The organism is Bradyrhizobium sp. (assembly GCF_028868675.1).
Taxonomy (GTDB): Bacteria; Pseudomonadota; Alphaproteobacteria; order Rhizobiales; family Xanthobacteraceae; genus Bradyrhizobium.
Map to the genome: position 1 here is coordinate 15910 of NZ_JAGWUA010000019.1, position 24496 is coordinate 40405.

Annotated in this window: 22 protein-coding genes and 2 pseudogenes; 17 read left to right on the forward strand and 7 right to left on the reverse strand. The window is 66.3% G+C overall.

Going from position 1 to position 24496, the window contains the following annotated elements:
• Positions 1 to 87 precede the first annotated feature (87 nt).
• From KGM94_RS04695 to KGM94_RS04745, 11 genes and pseudogenes are all read left to right on the forward strand, one after another.
• Positions 88 to 1398, forward strand: a complete 1311-nt coding sequence (locus tag KGM94_RS04695) for an ABC transporter substrate-binding protein (RefSeq protein WP_300255449.1) — start codon at positions 88 to 90, stop codon at positions 1396 to 1398.
• Positions 1399 to 1427: 29 nt separating this feature from the next.
• On the forward strand, positions 1428 to 2195 hold the full coding sequence (locus KGM94_RS04700) for an ABC transporter ATP-binding protein (protein ID WP_300255451.1): 768 nt from the start codon (positions 1428 to 1430) through the stop codon (positions 2193 to 2195).
• Positions 2196 to 2199: 4 nt separating this feature from the next.
• Positions 2200 to 2904, forward strand: coding sequence for an ABC transporter ATP-binding protein (locus KGM94_RS04705; RefSeq protein WP_300255453.1), 705 nt, complete (start codon positions 2200 to 2202; stop codon positions 2902 to 2904).
• Between the two features lie 12 nt (positions 2905 to 2916).
• Positions 2917 to 3798 carry a branched-chain amino acid ABC transporter permease gene (locus KGM94_RS04710; protein WP_300255455.1) on the forward strand — a complete coding sequence of 294 codons (882 nt, stop codon included), beginning with the start codon at positions 2917 to 2919 and terminating at the stop codon, positions 3796 to 3798.
• Positions 3795 to 4812, forward strand: a pseudogene (locus KGM94_RS04715) (branched-chain amino acid ABC transporter permease); the annotation flags it as partial. The gene KGM94_RS04710 and the pseudogene KGM94_RS04715, both read left to right, overlap by 4 nt.
• The gene (locus tag KGM94_RS04720; RefSeq protein WP_300255457.1) at positions 4775 to 5710 is read left to right on the forward strand and encodes a polyphosphate kinase 2 family protein; all 936 of its coding nucleotides are present in this window, start codon (positions 4775 to 4777) and stop codon (positions 5708 to 5710) included. The pseudogene KGM94_RS04715 and the gene KGM94_RS04720, both read left to right, overlap by 38 nt.
• 98 nt (positions 5711 to 5808) lie before the next feature.
• Complete coding sequence (locus tag KGM94_RS04725; RefSeq protein WP_300255458.1) at positions 5809 to 6078, forward strand: DUF3551 domain-containing protein; 270 nt, start codon at positions 5809 to 5811, stop codon at positions 6076 to 6078.
• Between the two features lie 827 nt (positions 6079 to 6905).
• Entirely contained in the window at positions 6906 to 7850 is a 945-nt protein-coding gene (locus KGM94_RS04730) for a tripartite tricarboxylate transporter substrate-binding protein (RefSeq protein WP_300255482.1), read from the forward strand.
• A 159-nt stretch (positions 7851 to 8009) separates the two neighbouring features.
• Positions 8010 to 9659 (forward strand): NAD-dependent malic enzyme, encoded by a 1650-nt coding sequence (locus KGM94_RS04735; RefSeq protein ID WP_300255460.1) that lies wholly within the window; start codon positions 8010 to 8012, stop codon positions 9657 to 9659.
• 162 nt (positions 9660 to 9821) lie between these two features.
• Positions 9822 to 10346 carry a septal ring lytic transglycosylase RlpA family protein gene (locus KGM94_RS04740; protein ID WP_300255462.1) on the forward strand — a complete coding sequence of 175 codons (525 nt, stop codon included), beginning with the start codon at positions 9822 to 9824 and terminating at the stop codon, positions 10344 to 10346.
• A gap of 129 nt (positions 10347 to 10475) precedes the next feature.
• Positions 10476 to 10655 carry a hypothetical protein gene (locus tag KGM94_RS04745; RefSeq protein ID WP_300255463.1) on the forward strand — a complete coding sequence of 60 codons (180 nt, stop codon included), beginning with the start codon at positions 10476 to 10478 and terminating at the stop codon, positions 10653 to 10655.
• Between the two features lie 66 nt (positions 10656 to 10721).
• Here KGM94_RS04745 and KGM94_RS04750 read toward each other — a convergent pair whose 3' ends face one another.
• Positions 10722 to 11090 carry a hypothetical protein gene (locus tag KGM94_RS04750; RefSeq protein ID WP_300255464.1) on the reverse strand — a complete coding sequence of 123 codons (369 nt, stop codon included), beginning with the start codon at positions 11088 to 11090 and terminating at the stop codon, positions 10722 to 10724.
• Positions 11091 to 11361: 271 nt separating this feature from the next.
• Positions 11362 to 14046, reverse strand: a complete 2685-nt coding sequence (locus KGM94_RS04755; protein WP_300255465.1) for an alpha/beta hydrolase fold domain-containing protein — start codon at positions 14044 to 14046, stop codon at positions 11362 to 11364.
• Positions 14047 to 14273: 227 nt separating this feature from the next.
• Here KGM94_RS04755 and KGM94_RS04760 point away from each other — a divergent pair, with 227 nt between their 5' ends.
• Both KGM94_RS04760 and KGM94_RS04765 read left to right on the forward strand, forming a co-directional pair.
• Positions 14274 to 14483 (forward strand): hypothetical protein, encoded by a 210-nt coding sequence (locus KGM94_RS04760; RefSeq protein ID WP_300255466.1) that lies wholly within the window; start codon positions 14274 to 14276, stop codon positions 14481 to 14483.
• Between the two features lie 87 nt (positions 14484 to 14570).
• Entirely contained in the window at positions 14571 to 16058 is a 1488-nt protein-coding gene (locus tag KGM94_RS04765) for a carboxylesterase family protein (RefSeq protein ID WP_300255468.1), read from the forward strand.
• 8 nt (positions 16059 to 16066) lie between these two features.
• Here the strand turns inward: KGM94_RS04765 and KGM94_RS04770 are convergent, their stop codons facing one another.
• A complete protein-coding gene (locus tag KGM94_RS04770) occupies positions 16067 to 16246 on the reverse strand; it encodes a hypothetical protein (RefSeq protein WP_300255470.1) in 180 nt (59 codons plus the stop codon).
• 164 nt (positions 16247 to 16410) lie between these two features.
• Here KGM94_RS04770 and KGM94_RS04775 point away from each other — a divergent pair, with 164 nt between their 5' ends.
• Positions 16411 to 17208: a class III extradiol ring-cleavage dioxygenase gene (locus tag KGM94_RS04775; protein WP_300255471.1), complete on the forward strand. Its 798-nt coding sequence runs from the start codon at positions 16411 to 16413 to the stop codon at positions 17206 to 17208.
• A gap of 10 nt (positions 17209 to 17218) precedes the next feature.
• On the opposite strand, the gene glgA is transcribed toward KGM94_RS04775, so the two are convergent.
• A complete protein-coding gene (gene glgA / locus KGM94_RS04780) occupies positions 17219 to 18664 on the reverse strand; it encodes a glycogen synthase GlgA (RefSeq protein WP_300255472.1) in 1446 nt (481 codons plus the stop codon).
• On the reverse strand, positions 18661 to 19923 hold the full coding sequence (glgC, locus tag KGM94_RS04785; protein ID WP_300255474.1) for a glucose-1-phosphate adenylyltransferase: 1263 nt from the start codon (positions 19921 to 19923) through the stop codon (positions 18661 to 18663). Before glgC ends, glgA begins: the two co-directional genes overlap by 4 nt.
• A gap of 340 nt (positions 19924 to 20263) precedes the next feature.
• Here glgC and KGM94_RS04790 point away from each other — a divergent pair, with 340 nt between their 5' ends.
• The gene (locus KGM94_RS04790; RefSeq protein ID WP_300255476.1) at positions 20264 to 20620 is read left to right on the forward strand and encodes a hypothetical protein; all 357 of its coding nucleotides are present in this window, start codon (positions 20264 to 20266) and stop codon (positions 20618 to 20620) included.
• Positions 20621 to 20642: 22 nt separating this feature from the next.
• Here KGM94_RS04790 and murJ read toward each other — a convergent pair whose 3' ends face one another.
• On the reverse strand, positions 20643 to 22298 hold the full coding sequence (gene murJ, locus KGM94_RS04795; RefSeq protein ID WP_300255477.1) for a murein biosynthesis integral membrane protein MurJ: 1656 nt from the start codon (positions 22296 to 22298) through the stop codon (positions 20643 to 20645).
• Positions 22299 to 22452: 154 nt separating this feature from the next.
• On the opposite strand from murJ, the gene KGM94_RS04800 reads away from it, so the two are divergent.
• Both KGM94_RS04800 and KGM94_RS04805 read left to right on the forward strand, forming a co-directional pair.
• Positions 22453 to 22890: a hypothetical protein gene (locus KGM94_RS04800; RefSeq protein ID WP_300255479.1), complete on the forward strand. Its 438-nt coding sequence runs from the start codon at positions 22453 to 22455 to the stop codon at positions 22888 to 22890.
• A 119-nt stretch (positions 22891 to 23009) separates the two neighbouring features.
• A complete protein-coding gene (locus KGM94_RS04805) occupies positions 23010 to 24179 on the forward strand; it encodes a Gfo/Idh/MocA family oxidoreductase (protein ID WP_300255480.1) in 1170 nt (389 codons plus the stop codon).
• Positions 24180 to 24264: 85 nt separating this feature from the next.
• On the opposite strand, the pseudogene KGM94_RS04810 reads toward KGM94_RS04805, so the two are convergent.
• Positions 24265 to 24426: pseudogene (locus tag KGM94_RS04810) on the reverse strand (SMP-30/gluconolactonase/LRE family protein); the annotation flags it as partial.
• Between the last annotated feature and the right edge of the window lie 70 nt (positions 24427 to 24496).

Below are 24496 nucleotides of genomic sequence, written 5' to 3' on the forward strand. Positions count from 1 at the left end.
TATTCGGCTTGACATCGCCCGGCTCTGCCCCTGTGATGCAAAGAAAACAACGACGACACCATCACAAGATAGTCCAGGGAGGGTTTGATGCGCTTGCGCAGAGCTGCCCATTTCGTGCGTGGGCTGTTGGTCGCCGCGGCAGCGACGGGCTTGGCGGTTTCCGCCCAGGCCCAGGAGAAGAAGATCAAGATCGGCGTGATTTTCGACCTGACCGGCCCGCTCGCGGGCGGCGGGTCCGAACTCGAATTCATCGGCACCAAGATCGTCCTCGACCAGTTCAGCAAGACCGGCGTCGAGGGCTACAAGGTCGAGGCGGTCTACGCCGACGCCCAGAGCAAGCCCGACGTCGCCATCAATGAGTCCGTCCGTCTCCTGGAACAGGAGAAGGTCGACATGGTGCTCGGCTTCTTCTCCTCCGCGCAATGCGTGCCGGTGGCTGCGCGTGTCGAGCAGTTGAAGAAGTTCATGTGGATGACGACCTGCATCTCGTCGGCCGTGTTCGATGGCAAGAACTACAAATATGTGTTCCGCCCGCAGGCGAGCGGCGATCAGTTCGGCATGATGACGATGGACTTCATCGCGCAGAACGCCAAGGCGAAATTCGGCAAGGAGCCGAAGGATCTGCGCGTCGCCATCATCCACGAGGATGGCGCCTATGGCGTCGACGTCGCCAAGGGCAACGTGGCCGGCGCCGCCAAGGCGGGCTTCAACGTCGTGCTGAAGGAAGGCTATTCGGCCACCGCGCCGGATCTCTCGGCGCTGGTCACCAAGCTGAAGCGCGCCAAGCCAGACGTGATCTTCCACACCGGTTACAATCCCGACATCACGCTGTTCGCGCGCCAGGCCCGCGAGCAAGGGCTGAAGTTTGGCGCGCTTGTCGGGCACGGAGCGGGCTACGGCGTCTACGAGAAGCTCAAGGAGGGGCTTGGCGTCGACGCCAATTACGTCTTCAACACCGACCCGATCTCGATCTGGCTCGCCAACCAGAAGACGATGGATCCGAAGCTCGCGCCCGTCATCAAGACGGTCGGCGAGGAGTTCGACAAGATCAAGCCGGGCGTTGCCATCCGTTCGGCCCATGTCGGTATCGGCGCCTCCAATACCTACGTCTTCATGGCCGACGTGCTGCCGCGCGCGATCAAGAAATATGGCGGCATCGATCCCGAGGCGCTGCGCAAGGCGGCGCTCGATACCGACCTTCCGGAAGGCGGCACGATGCTGGGCTTCGGCGTGAAGTTCTACGGCGAGGGAACGCCGATGGCGGGCCAGAACGAGCGCTCCTTCCCGGTCGTGATCCAGTATGTCGACGACAAGTCGTATGTGGTGTGGCCGAAGAGCCAGGCGCAGCGCGAAGCCGTGCTGCCACTGCCGAAGGGCACCACCTACAGCAACCAGTAACGCGTGCCTCGCAAACGGGGAGAGTGGCGGTGCTGGAGGTCCAGGGGCTCGTGAAGCGCTTCGGCGGCTTCACGGCCGTCAACAACGTGTCGTTCAGGGTCGATCGGGGCGAGATCCTCGGCTTGATCGGCCCCAACGGCTCGGGCAAGAGTACGATCTTCAACATGCTCTCCGGCACGCAAGCGCCAACGTCGGGCTCGATCGTGTTCGCTGGCGCGGAGATCGGCGGCCTTGCACCGCACCGGATCATCAATGGCGGCATCGGCCGCACCTTCCAGATTCCGCGGCCGTTCCGCCGTCTGACCATCTTCGAGAACGTGTCTCTTGCCGGCTTCTACGGCCAGGGCCGGCACAGCCGCGCCAAGGCCGAGCAGGCGGCCGAGCGTGCGCTCGCCATGGTCGGGCTGCCGACCGACCGCCACGCCGCCGTCGACGGCCTCGGCGCGGCCGGCCTGAAGAAGCTCGAACTGGCGAAGGCGCTCGCCACCGGGCCAAGGCTCCTGCTCGCCGACGAAAGCCTCGGCGGTCTCGACGAGGCGGAGATGGACCAGGCCGCCGACATGTTGCGCAAGATCCGCGACGATCTCGGCATCACCATCATCTGGGTCGAGCACATCATGGGCGTGCTGATGCGGGTCGTCGACCGCGTCATGGTGCTCGATCATGGCGAGAAGATCTCCGAAGGTTCGCCGAGCGCGGTGGCCGGCGACCCCAGGGTCATCGAGGTCTATCTCGGCACCGACGCGGAGACCACGCAGGCCGCGGCCGCCGAAGCGCGCCGCCGTGTCGGAGGCTAGCGCCATGCTCGAGCTTCGAAACGTCGATGCGGGCTATGGCAGCTTCCAGGCGCTGTTCGACGTCAATATCGAAGTCAGGGCGGGCGAAGCCGTCGGCGTCATCGGACCGAACGGGGCCGGCAAGACCACCCTGATGCGGGTGATCTCCGGCCTGATCCGGCCCTCGCGCGGCGGCATCAAAATGGAGGGCGCCGACGTCGTGGCGACGCCGGCGCACCGCATCGTCGGCCTCGGCATCGCGCATGTGCCGGAAAACCGCCGGCTGTTTCCGCGGCTGTCGGTCGACGACAACCTGAAGATGGGCGCCTTCATGCCGGAGGCGCGCGCCCGTTATGCCGAACGGCTGGAGATCGTGTTCGGCCTGTTTCCGCGCCTGAAGGAACGCCGCCACCAGATGGCGGGCACCATGTCGGGCGGCGAGCAGCAGATGTGCGCGATCGGCCGCGCCTTGATGTCGGGCCCGAAGCTGCTGCTGCTCGACGAGCCCTCGGCGGGCCTGGCGCCCGTCGTGGTGCAGCAGGTGTTTGAACTGGTGAAGCGCATCCGCGCCAGCGGCCTGACGGTCCTGATCGTCGAGCAGAACGTGCAGCAGGTGCTGCACGCGGTCGATCGCGCCTATCTGATCGAGGCCGGCACCATCCGCGCCTCCGGCTCTTCGGCCGAGATGCTGGCGAGCGACACGGTCAAGGAAGCTTATCTCGGGGTGTGAGGGCGGCGGACCATGCAGGCGTTTCTGGACGTCTTCGACATCTACCTGTTGGAGGCAGTGATCAACGGCATTCTGCTCGGCGGCGTGCTGGCGCTGCTCGCGCTCGGTCTCAACCTGATCTTCGGCGTCATCGACGTGACCTGGATCTGCTATGCCGAACTCGTGATGATCGGCATGTACGCCATGTATTTCCTGGTGCAGGTCTATGGCGTCAGCTATTTCATCGCCGCGCCGCTCACCATCCTGCTGGTCGCGATCCTCGGCGCAGCGCTGCACTATCTCGTGATCGCGCCGCTCCTGACCGCGCCGCCGATCAACCAATTGCTCGCCACCGGCGGCGTGCTGTTCGTGCTGCAGAGCTTTGCGACCGTCGCGTTCGGCATCGACTTCCGCAATCTCGGCATCCGCCTGCCGGTGCTCGCCCTCGGCGACATGAATTTCAGCTATGCGCGGCTGCTGTCGTTCCTGGCAGCGGTGGTCGGCATGGTCGCGGTCTATCTGTTCATGACGCGCACCTTCACCGGCACCGCGATCCGCGCCATCTCGCAGGATCGCCAGATCATGGCGCTGATGGGGGTCGACACCAGGCGGATCTATCTCGTCACCTCCGCGCTCGGCGGCGCGCTGGCGGGGCTCGCCGCGAGCCTCCTGGTGCTGCAGTACGACGTGCATCCGTTCGTCGGTCTGACGTTCGGGCCGATCACCTTCCTGATCTGCGTGCTCGGCGGCCTCGGCAATTTCATCGGCGGCTTCATCGCCTCCTTCGTGTTCGCCGAGATCATCTCGCTCGGCGGTCTGTTCTCCGACCTCGAATGGGGCTACGTGCTGGCGTTCGCCTTCTTCATCGTCATGATGTTCATCCGGCCGGCCGGCCTGCTCGCGAGGCGCTCATGACGTCGCAGGGCCGGCTTGCGGCGTGGGGGATCGGGCTCGCGGCGCTCGTCGCGCTGCCCTTCGTCTATCGTGATCCCTATCACCTGCACATTCTGGTGCTGATCCTGATCTGGTCCTTCGCCTATACGTCGTGGTCGATGATGGGACGATTCGGTCTGGTCTCGCTCGGCCACGGCGGCTTCATGGGGGTGGGCGCCTACGTCACCGCGCTGCTCTGGAACCATCTCGGCCTGACGCCGTGGATCGGCATCCCCATCGGCATGGCGGCGGCCGGTCTGCTGGCGCTGCTGGTTGGTTATCCCTGCTTCCGCTTCCGTATCACCGGACACTATTTCGTGCTGGTGACGCTGGCGCTGTCCGGCATCGTGTTGCAGGTCATCACCGCCACGCGCGACTACACCGGCGGCTCGCTCGGCTACACCCCGAACCGCGCCGCGACCAACCGGCTGCTGGCGCTGCAGTTCGACGACAAGACTACCTGGTACCTGATTGCGCTCGCGGTCTGGCTCGCCGGCCTAGCGATCTGGCACTGGGTCGATCGCAGCATGAGCCGCCAAGCGCTGGAGGCGATCTCGGAGGACGAAGACGCTGCCGCTGCCGCCGGCGTGGACGTGACGGCGGAGAAATTGAAGATCACGCTGATCAGCGCGCTGATGACGGCGCTGGCGGGCGCGGTCTACTGCCAATACCAGATGTTCGTTACCCCTGACACGGTGAGCGGCATCTCGGTGTCGCTGCAGATGGTATTCGCCGCCATCGTCGGCGGGCTCTATGTCTCGCTCGGACCGACGGTCGGGGCCGTCATCACCATCCTGCTCGCGGAGACGCTGCGCATCGGCTTCGGAACCAGGGCGGTCGGCTGGGACAACCTCGTCTACGGCGTCCTGCTCGTGCTCTTCATCATCTTCCTTCCCAAAGGCATCCTTGGTAGCGTGCTCGAACGACTGAAGCCGCAACGCAAGGCATCGCCGAGCCCATGAACAGGAAGTCCTCGAAATCGCTCGCCGCGCAACTCGATCCCTTCATCGCGCCCTTCCGGTTCGACGGGTCCGGCAAGTTCCACCTGAAGTCGCACGAGACCAGCGCCAAGGGCGGGCTCGACAAGCAGGCGGCGGAGGAGATCCTCGAGGCGAACAAGAAGTATCTCTCCGATTTTCAGGAGCGGCTCTACGCCCAGGACCGCTGGTCGGTGCTCTTGATCTTCCAGGGCATGGACGCCGCCGGCAAGGACTCCGCGATCAAGGCGATCTTCGACGGCGTCAATCCGCAGGGCTGCGAGGTCTATGCCTTCAAGCAACCGACCAGCCACGAACTCGACCATGACTTCCTCTGGCGCTGCATGGTCGCGCTGCCGGAGCGCGGCCGCATCGGCATCTTCAACCGCTCCTATTACGAGGAATGCCTGGTGACGCGGGTGCATCCCGATCTCCTCGCCAAGGAGAAGCTGCCGCCGCGACTCGTCACCAAGGGCATCTGGCGGGAGCGGTTCGAGGACATCTCCGCCGTCGAACGCTATCTGACGCGCAACGGCACGGTGATCCTGAAATTCTTCCTCAACGTCTCCAGGGAGGAGCAGCGCCAGCGCTTTCTGGAGCGGCTGGAGGTCCCTGCCAAGCAGTGGAAATTTTCCATGGGCGACATCAGCGAGCGGGCGCTGTGGCCGCGCTACCAAGCGGTGTACCAGGACATCGTTCGGCATACCGCGACCTCCTTCGCGCCCTGGTACGTCGTGCCGGCCGACCACAAGTGGTTCGCCCGCGTCGTGATCGGTTCGGTGATCGTGGCGGCTCTGGAGCGGCTTGATCTGCATTTCCCGCGCGCCGACAAGGCCTCGCTGCGCGAGTTCGACGATGTGCGCAAGGCGCTCGAGCGGGAAGGGAAGAAGGGCAAGGACAAGAAGCGGACGAGGTGACGGCGCGGCCGCGGCGCAGGCGGGAACGGACGCTTGATCGGGCCGGCAAATGCTCTACGGTGAGGTTTGCGTCACTGCGTTTTCGATTCGAGGATTTCGTGCTCAGACCGGCTCTCGCGCTGTTCGCGTTCGCTGCTGCTGCTGTCGTCGTCGCCGGGCCGGCGCGCGCCCAGACTTACGATCCGGCCTATCCAGTCTGCATGCACGTCTTCGGCGAGTTGGAAGGCGAGCGGATGGATTGCATCTTCACCTCGCTGGAGCACTGCCGCGCCTCGGCCTTCGGCCGTCCGGCGATGTGCCTGGTCAACCCCTATTTCGCACCCGCTCCGCCGATGCGGTCGCAGTCGTCGGGGCGGCGCAAGCACTGAGTGGCGGGGTGGGCATTGTCTTCATCGGAACGACCTCGATCGCGCCGATGCAACATGCTGTTGTCTAAGAGATGCTCAAGAATGTAGGGATCGTGTTCGCGCGCGCCGACTTCGCGTCGGCGAGGTAAATGCCTCGGTTGCGGCGCTTAACTGCCGTTCATGACCTGGATTAGGTTAATGGCGAACGCATGTGGCGCGAACGCACGATGCCGAAATCTGGAACTCGTTGTATGCTCGGAACCATGCGGACGAAGCGGCCGTTTTCGCCGGCCTGCGCCGTTGATCCGTCTTGACAGCCTGATGTCATGGGAGGAGCATGTCGTTGGTCGCCATCGGCGACGCATGTTGTCCACATCATGAGCAAGGGGAGGTCTATGACTCCACCTCCGCAAATCCAGCCGCGTTGATTGCGATGGAGCTCGTTCGGACTATCGCATAGCGGCGACAACCGCGAACGGCACGCCGGGTCATGGTGAAGCGGGCTGCATCAGTGAGGCAAGGCCCCTTACCGGCCCGGCGCTGTATTCCAATAATTCCGCGTTTTCTTCCGGCGATGCCGTCGTCGGAAAGATGGTTTTCGCGTGTCGTTCTCCCTCCTCCTCGCCGTCGTTTCGGGGCACGTGGTTGTGCGACCCCGGAATGACGGGAGGCGCGCGTTGGCGCGCTTCCTCAAACTTCGCTCTTGCCTCGGCTCCGGCATCGGCATTCATTTGCCTGAGGTAACAGGTGTGCCGGCTTGCGCTGGCGGCGCCGGAAGGATGGGGGAGGGGATGACGTGTTCGGCCAAGGCCGCGCTTTGCGGCGCCGTGACTGCTCTTGGCGTCTGGATGGGGCTCGCCGCGGTCGCGCCGCCCGCCGTCGCCCAATCCTTCCCGTCGCGTCCGGTCACTTTGGTGGTGCCTTTTGCGGCCGGCGGGCCGACCGACACGCTGGCGCGAATCCTGGCCGAACGGGCGGCGGCCGAGATCCACGGAACGGTCGTGATCGAGAACGTCGCCGGCGCCTCCGGCAGCATCGCAGGCGCTCGCGTCGCCCGCGCGACGCCGGACGGCACCACGATCACCATTGGCCATTGGGGCACGCATGTGCTGAACGGTGCGATCTACAAACTATCCTACGACGTGATGGCGGATTTCGAGCCGGTCGCGCTGATCGCGAGCGGGCCGCAGCTCATCGTCGGCAGGAAGGCGCTCAAGGCCGACACGCTGAAGGAGCTGATCGCATGGTTGAAGGACAATCCGAACGGGGCCACCGCCGGAACGGCGGGCCCCGGCTCCGGCGCGCATGTCGCCGGCGTCTTCTTCAAGAGCAAGACCGGCACTGAATTCCAGTTCGTACCCTATCGCGGTGCGGGCCCGGCCATGATCGATCTCGTTGCGGGCCAGATCGACATGATCTTCGACCAGGCGACCAATTCGCTGCCGCAGATCAGGAACGGCGCCATCAAGGCCTTTGCGGTGACCTCGCCGACGCGGCTTGCGTCGGCGCCCGACATTCCGACCGTCGACGAGGCCGGCGTCCCTGGGCTCTACATCGCCTATTGGCACGGCATCTGGGCGCCGAAGAACACGCCGAAGGACATCGTCGACAAGCTCAACGCGGCGATCGTGGCCGCGCTCGCCGATCCCGCTGTTCGCGCGCGCTTTGCGGAACTCGGCCAGGAGATTCCGCCGCTGGATCGGCAATCGTCCGCCGCGCTCGGGGCGTTCCAGAAGGCGGAAACCGAGAAGTGGTGGCCGATCGTCAAGGCAGCCGACATCAAGCCGGAGTAGCGTGCCCGCATCCGTCTTCCGGGTCGCGAAATCCGGTGGCGGTCTGCATCATCCTGCACGGCAGGAAGGCATCGCTGCGCTGCGAAATCCAACGTTCTTGATCTCCATCAACGCCTGACCGACAATGTTTGTCGAATAAGAAATCTTTCGGGGGAATTCGTGAACAGACCTGATCGGGTCGGCGCCCAGACAACGCTCTCCAATCCGCCGCGCGGCATGTCATTGTTGCGTGACCCCTTGCTCAACAAGGGGACCGCCTTTACCGAATCGGAGCGTGCCGCGCTCGGGTTGCGCGGCCTGTTGCCGCCTTGCGTGCTCACCATGCAGGACCAGGCGGAGCGTGTGCTGATCAACCTGCGCAACCTGCCGAGCGATCTGGAGAAATACGTCGCGCTCAACGCGCTGCACGACCGAAACGAGGCGCTGTTCTTCCGCGTCGTCTGCGACAACATCGACGAGATCCAGCCGCTGATCTACACGCCGACCGTCGGCCTCGCCTGCCAGAAGTACGGGCTGATCTTCCAGCGGCCGCGCGGCATGTTCATTTCCTCGCGCGATCGCGGCCAGATCGCCGAGCTGCTGAAGAACTGGCCCTATGAGCCGAAGCTGATCGTCGTGACCGACGGCGAGCGCATCCTCGGTCTCGGCGATCTCGGCGCCAACGGCATGGGCATCCCGGTCGGCAAGCTGTCGCTCTATTCCGCCTGCGCGGGCGTTCATCCGGAAGAGTGCCTGCCGATCGTGCTCGACGTCGGCACCAACAACGAGGAGCTGCTGCGCGATCCCTATTATCTCGGTCTGCGTCAGCGGCGGTTGGCAGGCGAGGCCTATGACGCCTTCGTCGACGAGTTCATGACGGCGGCGCGCAAGACCTTCCCGGGCGTGCTGATTCAGTTCGAGGACTTTGCCAACCACTCTGCCTTCCGCCTGCTGCACAAGTACCGGGACGAGGCCTGCGTCTTCAACGACGACATCCAGGGCACGGCGGCCGTGGCGCTGGCCGGCCTGTTCTCGGCACTGCGCGTCAGCGGCGGCAAGCTCAGGGACCAGCGGCTGTTGTTCCTCGGCGCGGGCGAGGCCGCGACCGGCATCGCCGATCTCGTGGTCTCGGCCATGATGGCGGAAGGCGCCTCGGAGGCCGAGGCGCTCGGGCGCAACTGGCTGGTGGATTCCCGCGGCCTCGTCGTCAAGGGCCGCGACGGCCTGTCCGGCCACAAGCTCCGCTACGCCCACGACCAGGCGCCGATCGGTGACTTCCTTACTGCGATCCGTACCCTGAAGCCGACCGCCATCATCGGCGTCGCCGCCGTCGGCGGTGCCTTCACGCCCGACGTGCTCAAGACGATGGCCGAGCTCAACCGGCAGCCGATCGTGTTCGCGCTCTCCAATCCGACCTCGAAGGCGGAATGCTCGGCCGAGGATGCCTATCGCTACACCGGCGGCCGCGCGCTGTTCGCCTGCGGTAGCCCCTATGATCCGGTGACGCTGAACGGCCGCACCTTCGTGCCGCGCCAGGGCAACAATTCCTACATCTTCCCCGGCGTCGGCCTCGGCGTCATCGCCAGCGGATCGAAGCTCGTCACCGACGAGATGTTCATGGCGGCGGCGCATGCGCTCGCCGATTGCGTCGGCCGGGACGATCTCGATCAGGGCAGCCTCTATCCCGCGCTGCCCCGCATCCGCGAGGTCTCCGCCCGCATCGCCGCGGCCGTGGCGCAGGTCGCCTGGCAGCGCGGTCTTGCCGACGGTCCTGCGCCCAATGACATGATGGGGCACGTCCAGTCCCGGATGTACGAGCCGCACTACTGACTGACGGCGCTGCCGGGGCGGGCGTTGTCCCGATTCAGGACAGCGACTGTGGTGGAGCGGCCACAGCGCGGCTGAAACGACCGTAGCCGCAGACCGGCTCTGTTTCCGACAAGCTTCTGCCCTCATTGCCCGCCGAACTCGCAGGGGTCGGAGGCGCATGCCATGTCCACTGTCACACCGTCAGCGCCGTGCGCGAGGCTCGCCCGACTGGCGCTCGCCGCCATCGGCGCTGCGTCGCTTGCGGCCTGCGCGCAATCGCCGGTCGGCAGGCAGAAGTCCGAGCTGGCCGCGTCGAGCCGCCAGGCTGCGGTCGAGCGCCATCACGAGCGGCGCGCGATGGCGAGCCTGTTCGCCAGGCCGGCCAGCCGGCCCGAGTCGACGGGCCTCACGGCGAGCCCGGCGCCGGCGGCTGCCCAGGGTGTGGCGAGCTTCTACTCCGAGGGCGAAGAGACCGCGAGCGGCGAAAGGTTCGACAGGAACGAGCTCACCGCGGCCCATCCCACCCTGCCGTTCGGCACACGGCTGCGCGTGACCAACGTGTCCACCGGCCGCTCCGTGACCGTTCGCGTCAACGACCGCGGTCCCTACGTCCCCGGCCGCATCGTCGACGTCTCCTACTCCGCCGCCGAGAAGCTCGGCATGGTCGGGTCGGGCGTCGCCAATGTCAGGCTGGACGTCGTGCGATAGATCCGCGCCCGCCGACCTCTCTGCATTGCAGCGCATCGCAAGCGGGGACTTAACCGGCTGTTAGCTTCCCATGCCGCACCATGGGTGCCGGACAATCGCTTCAAATCGCGATTCGGGGAGGCGGCCGGCGTGAGCACGATCCAGTATCTCGAAGATCAGGCGGCCCGCGCGGAGCGCCTGGCGAAACGGATCACGGACACGTCGACGATCGAAAAGCTCCTCGCCTTCGCCGGCGATCGCCGCCGCGAGATCGACGCGATCGCCGGAAAGAGCCGGCGAACCCAGCCGTCCCTCCACACCATGCGCTAGCGGCAGGCCGTGCTGGAGCTGAAAGGCGCCGCGACGGCGGCGTTCTTCGTTTCGGCATGATCCACCTCACCGCAGGAGGTGCGCCCGCGGGGCTCGAATGCCCCGCAGCTCGGGCTCGGTGCGCCGTGCCGGGCAGGTCCAGCTTTCCACGAATTCCCTGATGTGATCGGGTAGCGCTTCGCCATCGATGTCGCAGCGCGACTGGATCTCGGCGGCGACCTCGGTCGAGACGTCCTTGACCCAATGCTCCAGCGTGTTGAAGGCGATCACGCGCACGGGATCGCTGAAGCAGCCGGCGACGAGATCGCCGAGCGCGGTTTCGAGATCGGGGCGCTCGACGCGGATCTCCTTGTCCACCCCGATGCGATCGACGATCACGAACAGCGTCTGGTCCGCGCCGTAGGGCACCATCCGTTGCAGGCCCGCTTCACCCATCTCGAGACCTCGCGCTTGCGCTTGCGATCTTCACCAACGGGAAAAGGCACCAGATGGTTCCGAGCCCGCGTGGCGTCCGCCACCAACGCCTTTAGGCAAAAAGAGCCCTGGCGCGCGCCTTCGCGTGCCAGGGCCTATCGCTGCGTCTCAATGCCACGAGCCGATAACTCGGTCGCGGGAAACTTGTTCCGAGCCAACACGCGCGACCCGGAAAGCCGTGCGGGCCCGGAATCGATCCAGGCCCGCATCGGAGATCCGCAAGAGACGCCTGCTATCCCGCAGCCGCTGCGATCTTCGGCGGGGTTGTCTGGCTGCGGTTCGCCTCATCGCCCTGCCGCGCCTCCGGCGGCAGCCCTGCGAAGCGCCGCAGGGCGTTCGCCATCTGCACGCGACCGGGCACGCCGGTGATCACCACGTCGACCATGGTGAAGGACGAGTGGAAGTGGCCGCGCGCCTTGAGCTGCTCGACGGCAACGCCGGCGGAGGCGAGCGCCTCGGCATAGGCCACACCCTCGTCGCGCAGCGGATCGAACTCGCAGGTCACCACGAAGGCCGGCGGCAGGCCCTTGAGTTCGCCGCGCAGCGGCGAGACCCGCGGGTCGGCGCGCTCGCCGGGCGGACAGTAATTGTCCCAGAACCAGTCCATCAGCGAGCGCGTCAGGAAGTAGCCCTCCGCGTTCTCGCTGTAGGACGGCCGGTCGGTGCTGCAGTCGGTGACCGGGCACACCAGGAGCTGGCCCGCGATCGCAGGTCCGTCGCGGTCGCGCGCGAGCTGGCAGGTGACGGCGGCGATGTTGCCGCCGGCGCTCCAGCCCGCGACCAGCACCGCTCCCGGCTTGCCGCCGAGCGCGGCGGCATGCTCGGCGATCCAGCGCGTCGCCGTATAGCCGTCCTCGGCCGCGGCCGGGAACGGATGCTCGGGCGCGTGGCGATAGCCGACGCTGACGAACATCATGCCGGTGCGTCGGCACATGTCGCGGCAGAACGGATCGTCGGACTGCTCGTCGCCGAGCACCCAGCCGCCGCCGTGGAAATAGACCACGACCGGATGCGGCCCCGGCGTCGCCGGACGATAGAGCCGGTAGGGCAGCGGACCGTCGGGTCCCGGCAGCGTGCCGTCGACGACCTCGCCGACCGGCCGGCCTGCGGGGCGGCTCTTGTTGAACTCGGTGACGAAGGCGCGCGCGCCGAGCGCTCCCATCGATTCGATCGGCGGCAGGTTCAACGACGCGAGCAAGCCGAGCACCAGCCGCACGTCCGGCTGCAGGCGGACCGCCGCGCCGTCATTGCATTGCGCGGCACCGTTCGGGCCGGTCAGCCTGAAGCCGAGCATGCCGCGGCCGACGACTTCGTCGCAGATGCTGCGATAGGGACCGACGCCGCCGGTATAGGGCATCACGCCCTGCGCCTTGCCGGGGACGTTGGCGCCCGTGTACCAGGTGTTGGCGAGCCGATGCAGCGTCAGCATGGAGCAGTCGGCCATGTGCTGCGCCCAGCCGGCCTGCGCCGTTTCGGTCGCCTCGATCGTGGTGAAGCCCATGTCGCGCATCGCGGCGAGACGATTGACGACCCAGTCGACATGCTGCTCGATCGACACCGCCATGTTCGACAGCACCGACGGGCTGCCGGGTCCGGTGATCATGAAGAAGTTCGGGAAGCCCGCCACCGTCAGCCCGAGATAGGTCTGCGGTCCGCCGGCCCAGACGTCGGACAGCGACTTGCCGCCGCGTCCCGTGATCGGATGGACCGACTTGATGGCGCCGGTCATGGCATCGAAGCCGGTCGCGAACACGATCACGTCGAGGTTGAAGGAACGCTTGTCCGTGGCGATGCCGGTGGCCGTGATCGCCTTGATCGGCTCCTGCCGCAGATTGACCAGCGTGACGTTCGGCCGGTTGTAGGTCGCGTAATAGTTGGTATCGAGGCAGGGACGCTTGGCGCCGAACGGATGATCGTGCGGGGTGAGCGCCTCAGCCGTGGCCGGATCCTTCACGATCGCGCGGATCTTCTCGCGGATGAAGTCGGCGAGCAGATTGTTGCCGTCGACGTCGACGGCCTGGTCGGCCCAGAGTTGCGTGAGGATGTAGACGAGATCGCCCCTAGCCCAGGCCTCCTCGAAGCGCGCGCGGCGCTCGGCTTCGCTCAGTTGCCAGCTCACGGCCATCTGCTGCGGGTAGGGCACCCCGGCGAGCGACTGCCGCGCCTGCTCGCGGTAGGCCGCGCGGTCGGCCTTCAGCAGGCCGGCGCGGTCGGCGGGCACCGGACCGTTGTGCGCGGGCAGCGCGAAATTCGGCGTGCGCTGGAACACGGTGAGATGCGCGGCCTGCTCGGCGATCAGCGGGATCGACTGGATGCCGGATGAGCCCGTGCCGATCACGGCGACGCGCTTGCCCGCTAGCTTGACCTCGTCGTGCGGCCAGCGGCCGGTGAAATAGACCTCGCCCTTGAAGTCCTTGACGCCGTCGATCTCCGGCGGTTTTGGCGCGGAGAGGCAGCCGGTCGCCATGATGTAATAGCGGCAGGAGACGGGCGCGCCGTTGCTGGTGGTGAGCAGCCAGCGCGCGCTCGCCTCGTTCCACTTGGCTTCCCTGACGCGGGTGCCGAAGCGGATGTCGCGCCTGAGATCGTAGCGGTCGGCGACGAAGCCGAGATAGCGCAGGATCTCCGGCTGGGTCGCGTATTTCTCCGACCACGTCCAGGCGGTCTCGAGCTCCGGATCGAAGGTGTAGCTGTAGTCGATGGTCTGGATGTCGCAGCGCGCGCCGGGATAGCGGTTCCAGTACCAGGTGCCGCCGACGTCGTCGGCCTCTTCGAGCGCGACCGTGGTGAAGCCGGCCTTGCGCAGGCGATGCAGAAGATAGAGCCCGGCGAACCCGGCGCCGACGATCGCGACGTCGACCTGCTGCGTCTTGTCGCCCGCGTCCGCGGTGCACGTTGCGACTGCTGCGTCTGGCATGCCATTCCTCCCATATACTTGTTTTGCGCGCAGGCTAGACCCGCATGCCGGGCTTGTCATCAGAACAAATTCTATCTGCGGTAGACGCGCTGCATGCTGCGCGAGGACGCCAGCGCCGCAACGCACAACAGAGGCGGTTGGCGTGTTTGGGAGTCATCAAGTGTGGCCGAATTGTGTATGCTGACGATCCCTGACGCCCCCTGGGCAACGCAGTCCCGCAGGACGCCATGAGCGACATGAGCGAGCGGACCAAGGCGAACATGGACGTGGTGCTGGAGGAGACCTGCCGGCAACTGCCGCATGGCGGCGACCACGACAGCCGCAGATTCATCGCGGAGCGATTGATCAAGGCCGTCGAGGCCGGACACACGACGCTGGGTGAACTCGGCATCGTCGCGCGGCGCGCGCTCGCCGAACTGACCGGCAAGAGCTGCTAGGCCAGAGACGGTGGCCGTAACTTGCATCGCTGCGGCACGCCGACATAGGCTGTCGCCCGAAACATTCCGCCCGTTGAGACATTGCCGATGCGTTACTTGATGGCGCTCGTTGCGGCTTCGGTCACTCTGGCTCAGGGCGGTCCGGCCGGAGCCCGGGTCGGTCAGTACCCGTTCGCGGTGACGCACGAAGGACAGATGCTCGGCGCGGTGCAGGGCGACGTGGCCTCCTACAAGGGACTCGCTTATGCGGCCGCGCCGCTCGGCCGGCTGCGCTGGCGCGCGCCGCAGCCCTTGCCCGAAAGCTCGGAGATGCGCACTGCCTACGACGACGGTGCGGCCTGTCCGCAGCCGGCGGTGCGCGAGACGAGCGAGAATTGTCTGACGCTCAACGTGTTCAGGCCGTTCGGCGTCGACGGCCCGTTGCCGGTCATGGTGTTCGTGCATGGCGGCTCCTTCGTCGCCGGCGCCGCGAGCGACCCCCTGTTCGACGGCAGCAAGCTGGCGCAGGCCGGCCTCATCGTGGTGGTGCCGAACTATCGTCTCGGCGCGTTCGGCTTCTTCGCGCATCCTGCCCTGACCGGCGACGCATCGGAGCGTGGTGGCAATTTCGGCCTGATGGACCTGATCGCGGCGCTGCGCTGGATACACGACAACGTTGCGGCGTTCGGCGGCGATGCCGGCAACGTCACGCTGTTCGGCGAGGGATCGGGCGCGACCATGATCGCGTTGCTGATGCTCGCCGAGCAGTCGCGCGCGCTATTTCACAAGGCGATCCTCCAATCCATTCCCGGTCGCGAGCGTCTGCCTTCCACGGCGGCGGCAGACGCCACGGCGAGAGAGTTCCTCGAAATCGTCGGGCGCGTCGGCAAGGGATTTGATCCGCGCGCGGCGGATGCAAGGCTGCTGCTCGCGGCCGAAGAGCTGCTGCTCATGCGATCCTCGCGCCGCTTCGGACCCATGGTGGACGGAGCACTCGTGACGGAGGATGTCGCCGACGGTTTTGCGGCGGGCCGAGAGAGCCGCATTCCCCTGATCATCGGCTCGAACGACGACGAGACGAGTCTTGGCCGCGCGTCCGACCTCAAGACGGAGCTCGATCTCGCCGGCGCCTCCGCGGAGGAGTTGCGCAAACTCTATCCCGACGTCGGCGCCGCGCCGGTGAATCTGGCGGCGCAGCTCTACACCGACCGGGTCTTCACCGAGCCCGTCAGGTTGCTGGCGCGCAGCCATGCGGCGACGGGCGCGTCGACCTTCCGTTACCGCTTCGCCTGCTCGCCCGAGGCGCAAAACGCCGACGACAGCCATGGCCGCGAGTTGCAGTTCGTCTTCGGTGTCGAAGGCGTGCCCGGCGCCGGCGTGCTGTCGCGCGGGGATCGCGAGGTCGCCAGCGCGCTGCGCAGCTACTGGACCAATTTCGCCAAGACCGGCGATCCGAACGGGCAGGGCCTGCCGCGTTGGGACGCGAGCGCGGATCGCGAACGCCTGCTCCTGATCTCGAACGAGCGGATCACGAGCGGCGCCGACCCCTGGTCGGCGCGGCTCGATCGCCTCGCGCGCCGCAGCCCGAAAGGGTGAGAGTGACTCTAGGCCGCGAGCTCGACGCGCGGCGCCGGTGTCAGCCGGTCTTCCTCCAGAAAATCCATCGCGCCGTCCTTCTCGACGGCGTAGCACTGCTGCCCTTCCTTCGACTTGAAGACCGCGCGGACGATGCCGCGGCGTCCCTTGTCACTGTTGACGACGTCCCCCAGCGCAAACTTGGCCATCTCACTTCCTGCTTACCTGACCGGCCGAATGCTTCGGCGGCGGGCGCGATCTTGGGAGGCAAATCGTTAACGACTTGCTAACCATGCGGGGGACCGTATGCTCGCCGTCCGCCGGGAAGCGATGCCCGCAAATGGCATGTTGCGAAACGGACGAGGCCGCGCCGATGACGAGATTTCCAACCTTCTTCCTGTCGCATGGCGGCGGGCCCTGGCCCTTCATGGAGGACCGGCGCGTGCAATATGCCAAGACCGCGCAGCAGTTCGCTCATATCCCCGAGTTGTTGCCGGCAAGGCCCAGGGCGGTGCTGGTGATCACCGGTCACTGGGAGGCGGACGAGTTCACGGTGTCGACCGCGGCGCATCCGCCGATGGTCTACGACTATTACGGCTTCCCCGGGCACACCTATCATCTCAAATATCCCGCGCCCGGCGAGCCCGGCCTCGCCGCCGAGGTGAGCGCCCTGTTGGCTCTCGCCGGCGTCACCTGCAGGGAGGACGCCAATCAGGGCTTTGATCACGGCACCTTCGTGCCATTGGGGCTAATGTACCCGAATGCCGACATGCCGATCGTGCTGCTGTCGCTGAAGTCGACCTACGATCCGGCCGAGCACATCAAGGTGGGACAGGCGCTCGCCTCGCTCAGGGACGCCGGCATTTTGATCGTCGGCAGCGGTCTGACCTACCACAACATGCGCGGCTTCGGCCATCCGGAGTCGACGCCTGTCTCCTACGAATTCGAGGCCTATCTCAACGACGCGGTGAGCCAGAGCGATCCGAAGCGGCGCAACGCGATGCTGGTCTGCTGGCAGAATGCGCCGAGCGCGCGGCTTGCGCATCCGCGCGAGGATCACCTGCTGCCGCTGATGGTGGCCGCCGGCGCCGCAGACGGCGACACCGGGCATCGCCTGTTCGTCGACGAGGTCGCGAGCGTCGCGATGGCGTCCTATCAGTTCGGCGCCTAGCTTGGCTTCCTCACGCCCGGCGCGAAGCGACGATATCGCGGTAGAGCGCGGCATACTGGCCGGCGCGGTTGCGCCAGGAGACATCCGTGGTCATGCCGTTCTGCTGCAGTTTTCGCCACACCGGCTTGTCATGAAAGGCAAGGCTCGCCCTGCGCAACGCGGTCGCAAGATGGTCCGGCGTGACCGGTCCGAACTTGAAGCCGGTCGCGGCGCTACCTTCCCCGGCATCGACCACCGTATCGTCGAGGCCGCCGACGCGCGAGACGATCGGGACCGCGCCGTAGCGCAGCGCGCAGAGCTGGGTCAGGCCGCAGGGTTCGAACCGCGACGGCACCACCAGCGCATCCGCGCCCGCCTGGATCAGATGCGCGAGGTCCTCGTCATAGCCGATCACGACGGCGATCCGCCCCGCATGCGCGCGGGCCGCGGCCTGATAGCGGTCCTGCAGCTCGGCGTCGCCGCTGCCGAGCAGCGCAAGCTGCATGTCTTCGCCGAGGATGGCCGGGACCGCATGGAGCAGGATGTCGAGCCCCTTCTGCCATGACAGTCGGCTGATGACGCCGAGCAGCAGCGCGTCCGGCGCGGGGTCGAGGCCGAGCTGCCGCTGCAGCGCCGCCTTGTTGGCCGCGCGGAACGGCAGGTCCTGCTCGCTGTAGCGATAGGCGATGCGGGAATCGGATTCCGGATTCCACACGGAGATGTCGATGCCGTTGAGGATGCCGCTCAGCACGTTCGATCGCTCGCGCAGCAGCCCGCCGAGGCCCATGCCGCCTTCGTCGCTCTGGATCTCCCGCGCATAGGTCGGCGATACCGCCGTGATGCGATCGGAAAATTGCAGGCCGGCCTTCAGGTAGCTGACCGCGCCCCAATATTCGACGCCGTGGATGTTGAACGATTCCGGCGGCAGGCCGATGCTGGCGAGCATCTCGTAAGGGAATTTGCCTTGATAGGCCATGTTGTGGATCGTCATCACCGTACCGGGCCGGCGGCGATGGTCGTAGTGGAGGAAGGCGGGCGCGAGTCCTGCCTGCCAGTCATGTGCATGCACGATATCGGGCACGAAGGAGGGAACGATGCCGAAGCCGATCTCGGCCGCCATCCGCGACAGCGCGGCAAAGCGCACCCCGTTGTCCGGCCAGTCCCTGCCGTCGGGCCCGAGATAGGGATTGCCGGGCCGCGCAAACAGATGCGGCGCGTCGATCGCGAAGAGATCGAGACCGTCGGGCGATGCTGCGAGCAGGCGCACCGGCCCGCCGAAAAAATCACCCCAGTGCAACAGCTCGCTCGCCGCGGGCAGCGCCTTCAGGACCTCGGGATAGCCCGGCAGCAGCGTCCGCGTCGCGATGCCGTGCGCCGTCAGCGCCGCCGGCAGTGCGCCGGCGACGTCGGCAAGCCCGCCGGTCTTGACGATGGGATAGACCTCCGAGGCGACCGAAAGGACGCGGATGTCGCTCATGCATTCAGCCTGTCGATCATCGGCTGGGTGATGAGCGAGATGCCTTGCGGCGAGGTCCGGAAGCGCTTCACGTCGAGCTCCGGATCCTCGCCGACCACGAGCCCTTCCGGAATCTGCACGCCGCGGTCGATCACGACGTTCTTCAGTCGCGCGGTCCGGCCGACGCTGACGTAGGGCAGGATCACCGCGTTCTCGACGTTGGCGTAGGAGTTGATGCGGACGCCGGTGAACAGCAGCGAGCGGCGGAGCGACGCACCTGAGATGATGCAGCCGCCGGAGACCAGCGAGGTCACGGCCTGGCCGCGCCTCGCCTCCTCGTCGTGGACGAACTTGGCCGGCGGAGTGATCTCGGCGTAGCTCCAGATCGGCCAGGCGCGGTCGAACAGGTCGAGCTCCGGCACGACGTCGGTGAGATCGATGTTGGCGGCCCAGTAGGCGTCGACCGTGCCGACGTCGCGCCAATAGGCGCTGGCCTCGCTGCCCGACCTGACGCAGGACTGGCTGAACTGGTGCGCGACCGCACGGCCGTTCTTCACGATATGGGGGATGACGTCCCTGCCGAAATCATGGTTCGAGTGCGGGTCGGCGGCGTCGCGCTTCAACTCCTCGAACAGGAATTTGGCGTCGAACACGTAGATGCCCATGCTGGCGAGCGACTTGTCGGGTTTGCCGGGCATCGGCGGTGGGTCGGCCGGCTTTTCGAGAAAGGACTGGATGACGTCGTTTTCGTCGACGTGCATGATGCCGAAGCCGGAAGATTCCGCGCGCGGCATTTCGAGGCAGCCGACGGTGACGTCGGCGCGGCTTTCGACATGCTGCTTCAGCATCAGCTCGTAATCCATCTTGTAGATGTGGTCGCCGGCGAGCAGCACGATGAAGCGGGCGCCATGGGCTTCGATGATGTCGATGTTCTGATAGACCGCGTCCGCCGTGCCGAGATACCAGTTCGCCTCGGAGACGCGCTGGCTCGCGGGGAGGATGTCGAAACTCTCGTTGCGCTCGGGGCGGAAGAAGTTCCAGCCCATCTGCAGATGCCGGATCAGGCTGTGCGCCTTGTACTGGGTCGCGACCGCGATGCGGCGGATGCCGGAGTTGACCGCGTTCGACAGCGCGAAATCGATGATGCGCGACTTGCCGCCGAAATAGACGGCGGGCTTGGCGCGGCGGTCGGTCAGCTCGAGCAACCGGCTGCCCCGGCCGCCGGCGAGAACGAAGGCGAGCGCCTGGCGGGCGAGCGGCTCATTTCCGACGGTCCTCATGTCATCCTCCCGCACGCCTGAAATCCCTGGTCTTCCCGCCGCCAGGGAGCCTGGAGCGAGGGATAGTAGCGGCACGGATATCAAGTCGGAAAGTAGGTTGTTGGTTGCGACGGTCATGGCGCTTCGTGCCTTCTCGGCCCCGGCCCGGCGGACCAGGCCCGACCCGACGTGCTTCCGGCAGGCCTTTCCGATCATCTGGAAAACGTGGTAGGTTGAACGATATTTCAATGCCAATTTTTTATTTGTTGGAGCTGCCATGGCCTGCGCTCATGAATTGTTCGGGCTTGCTCGATTGATTTCGGCCGGACTGGCTTCCTTGGCTGGGATTTTCAATCCCGCAATGCCGCGACAAGATCTCCGCGAATCCTGGCTGATGCTGTCGCCCTGCGCCGAGACCGTTTCGTTCGACGGCGCTTGGACGCTGTCGCTGCGGGAGGACGGCGCCGCCACGCTGAACAGCGACCGGCACGGACAGCGGCTGCAGGGACGCTGGGAGCCTGTCGACGCGACGGCGCGGGCCTATCGGGTCGACGTGCTGACCTTTGGTGGCGACCTCGTCGTCGTCCCCACGGGAGCGGGCTGCCTGCTCGGATCGGGCACCCTGAAGAACATCGATGTGCGCCATAGCTGGTTCTCGCGCGAGAAGCGCGACGGCGGCGACCTCGTCGTGTCGGTATCGCATCTGATGGCCAAATAGCCACGGCGCGCGGGAACGTTCTTTAATGCGGCTCCGCTGCCACGGGCTCGGCGTGCCGCCACAGCCTGTGCACGATCACGTCACGCAGTTCGACGATGTCGCGCACGCCGAACAGATGCGCCAGTCCCGCATAGGCGGCGAGGCTGAAGGCACACAGCAACGCGGCGCGCAGCACGACCGCTGCAAAGCCGGTGCCCGGCAGGACGTGCAGGAGCGCCCCGCGCACCGCGAGGCCGAAGCCGATCGCCAGCGCCGCGGCGAGCGCCATGCGGAGCGCCGCGCCGAGCATCGCCACGCCCTCCAGGCTCTCGCCGCGCGCCGCGACCTCGCGATCGAAGCGACGGCGCTGCAACAGGCCCAGGAGCAGCACGTAGACGGTGATCGCAACCGCGCTCGCGACCGCGAGTCCGGCCGCGCCGTTCTGCTGCCGCAGGATCACGTAGAGCGGGGTCATCGCGGCCGCGACCGCGGTGCCGACCACGGTCGGCAGCCAGGTGTTGCCGAGCGCGTAGAAGCCGCGGCTGATGACGGTCTGCGCCGCCCAGCCGGCGAGGCCGAGGCAGAGGAAGCCCAGCACATCTGCGGTATGCTGCACGTCGACGGTCGAAAAGCGCCGGGCGAAAAAGCCCCAGATCAGATAGACGGCCTCGTAGCCCGCGACCGTCAGGCAGACCTGCGCCGCAAAAGTCAGCGCCAGCATCAGCCGCACCGCGCGGCAGAGCAGGGCGTAGGCCTCGGCGACCTTGCCGGCCGCGACCAGCGCGCTGATGGTCGGATAGGAGGCAACTCCGGCCGCCATGCCGAAAATGCCGATCGGCACCTTCATCAGCGTGCGGCCGTATTGCAGGTAGGACAGCGCGCCGGCTGCGAGATAGGAGGCCTGGTTCTTCACGATCCACTCGTCGACCACCACGATCGAGAAGCCGATCATGATCGGCAGCGACAGCGCCAGGTATCGCACGAGATCCGGATCGCGCAGCGGCAGCACCTTGTGCCAGCGCATGCCGCGCCTGAGGCAGCCGTAGAGCGGCAGGCCGAACGGTCCCGCGATCGAGCCGGCGAGCACGCCCCAGGCGAAGCCTTCGCCGCCGAGCCCGGGAAAGCTGCTGCCGATCAGGCCGCCGACGATGATGCAGGCCGAATAGACCAGCGGCGCCATCGCCGGCAGGGCGTGCTGGTTGCGCGCCTGCAGCGCGGCCGACAAGAGGCCGCCGACTACGTGGAAGAACTGCGCCGGCAGAACGATGCGCGTCAGCCGCACCAGCGTGTCGATCTCGGCGGCCTCGGTAAATCCGGGTGCGATCAGCGCGGCCAGCGGCCGCGCAAAGATCATCAGCGCGGCGATCCCGATCGTGCCGGCGACCGCGATGAAGTTGGCGATCGCGCTGAACGCGCGCCAGGCGCGCTCCTCGTCGTCGCGCTCGATATGCTGCAGGAAGATCGGGATGAACACGATCGACAGTGCGCCGGCCGCAAGCAGATAGTTGAGGAAGTCCGGCAGCGTGAAGCTCGCGAAATAGAGGTCGGCCTGCCGGCTCGCCCCCAGCGTCCGGCCGATGATCTGCTCGCGGACGAGCCCCATCAGCCGGCTGAGGAAGATCGAGGCCGCCCAGAGCAGCGAGGCGATGCCGATGACGCGGATCCGGCTCGGCGGATGTGGCGGAGGAGGGTGGGACATGAGGGTGGGTCGAACCAGATCCTGATCCTGTCCTGGTCTTGCGGGTTCCTTCTTGTGCGGCGCACGCAACACAAAGCCTTGATTCAGCGCAAAGAAGCTTGATCGCGGCATGCGATCATTTTTCAATGAAGCAGGTCAACCAAGGAGTATGGCGATGAGTACCTGGAAAACCGCAATTGCCTGCACGCTGGCAGGCGCTTTGATCGCCGGCGAGGTCCAGCAGGTCGCCGCGGCGCCGATGCCGACCAATGTCGGCGCCATGAAGGCGATCGTTTCTGACGACACCACTCAGGTGCACTGGCGCGGCGGCGGCTGGGGCTGGGGCATCGGCGCGCTCGCGGCTGGTGCGATCATCGGCGGTGCCATCGCGGGCGGCCCCTACGGCTACTATGGCGGCGGCCCCTATTATGGTTATCCTGGCTACGGTTACGGCTATGGCTACGCGCCGGCCTATTACGGCTACGGGCCGTATTATGCCCAGCCGTACCCGTATTATCGCCGCGTCTATCGGCCGTATTACGGCTATCGCTACGGCTACTATCGGCCGTACCGGCCCTATTACCGCCACCACTACTACCGGCGCTATTGGTGATCGCACGGGTCACGGCATTGGTTTGAGGGACGACGACCGGTCGCTTGCGGCCGGTCAGTCTCTTGCGCGCCTGGCCGCTATCCTGCCCTCCTGACGCGGCCCGGGCGGAGGTGCGTTCGATGACGAAGATCAGGGTCGGGTTGGTGGGCTGCGGCTTCGTCGCGGAGTTGCACATGCATGCCTACCGGCGCGTCTATGGCGTGGACGTCGAGGTCGTCGCGGTGGCCGCACGCGGCGACCATGTCGTCGACTTCGCCGGTCGCCACCGCATCCCGCGCAGCTACCGCAGCTTTGCCGATCTCGTCGCCGACCGCGCGCTCGACGTGATCGACATCTGCACGCCGCCGAATCTGCATGCCGCGATGATCGTCGCGGCGATGAGAGGCGGCAAGCACGTGATCTGCGAAAAGCCGTTCGCCGGCTATTTCGGACGCGACGGCGACAGACAGCCGGTCGGCAAGCATGTGCCGAAGGCGCTGATGTACGAGCGCGTGCTCGAGGAGATGGAGGCGACGCGCAAGGCGATCGCGGACAGCGGCCGGCTCTTCATGTATGCGGAGGATTGGGTCTACGCGCCGGCGGTGACCAAGACCGCCGAGATCGTCAGGGCGACGAAGGACAAGATCCTGTTCATGAAAGGCGAGGAGAGCCACTCCGGCTCGCATGCCGCACACGCGGCGGAGTGGGCGATGACCGGCGGCGGCGCGCTGATCCGCATGGGGTGCCATCCGCTGTCGGCGATTCTCTATCTCAAGCAGGTCGAGGCGCGTGCGCGCGGCGAGGCGATCTCCGTTGCGAGCGTCACCTGCGACGTCGGCAACGTCACTGCCGGGCTGAAGGCGGAGGAGCGCACGTTCATCAAGGCCAATCCGGTCGATGTCGAGGATTGGGGCACGCTGACCCAGACTTTCTCCGACGGCACCAAGGCGACGGTGTTTTCCGGCGACATGATCATGGGTGGTGTGCGCAATCTGATCGAGACCTACACCTCGGGCGGTGCGCTGTTCGCCAACATTACGCCGAACACGCATCTCGTCAGCTACCAGACCAGTGAGGAGAAGCTCGCCTCCATCTACATCACAGAAAAGGTCGACCGAAAGACCGGCTGGCAATATGTCTGCCTCGAGGAGGAATGGACGCGCGGCTATCTGCAGGAGATCCAGGATTTCATGGAATGCGCGGCCACCGGCCGCCAGCCGCTGTCCGACCTCGCGCTCGCCTTCGAGACCATCAAGGTCAACTACGCCGGCTACTGGGCCGCGGCGGAGGGCAGGCGGGTGAGCTTCTGAACCGCGGCGAGCCACCCTCGCTCACGAGGGCAGGACTATCGCATATGCGGATCGGCTTCTTTCGGCACATCCGCGCCACGGTGCCGTCATGCTTGGGGCCGCCGAAGCAGATGTTGCCGCACACCTCGGGAATGCGGATGCGGCCGAGCAATTGGCCTGCCGGCGACCACGCCGTCGCTCGGCTATAGCCTGCCGCGCACCCGGCATTGCCGGAGGCCCAGACGTTGACGTCGCAGCTCACGACGTCGGTCAAGCCGACGGAAGGTCACCTATGCTGACCATCTTTTGGCGTTGCAGATGCGGTCAATTCTCGTCTA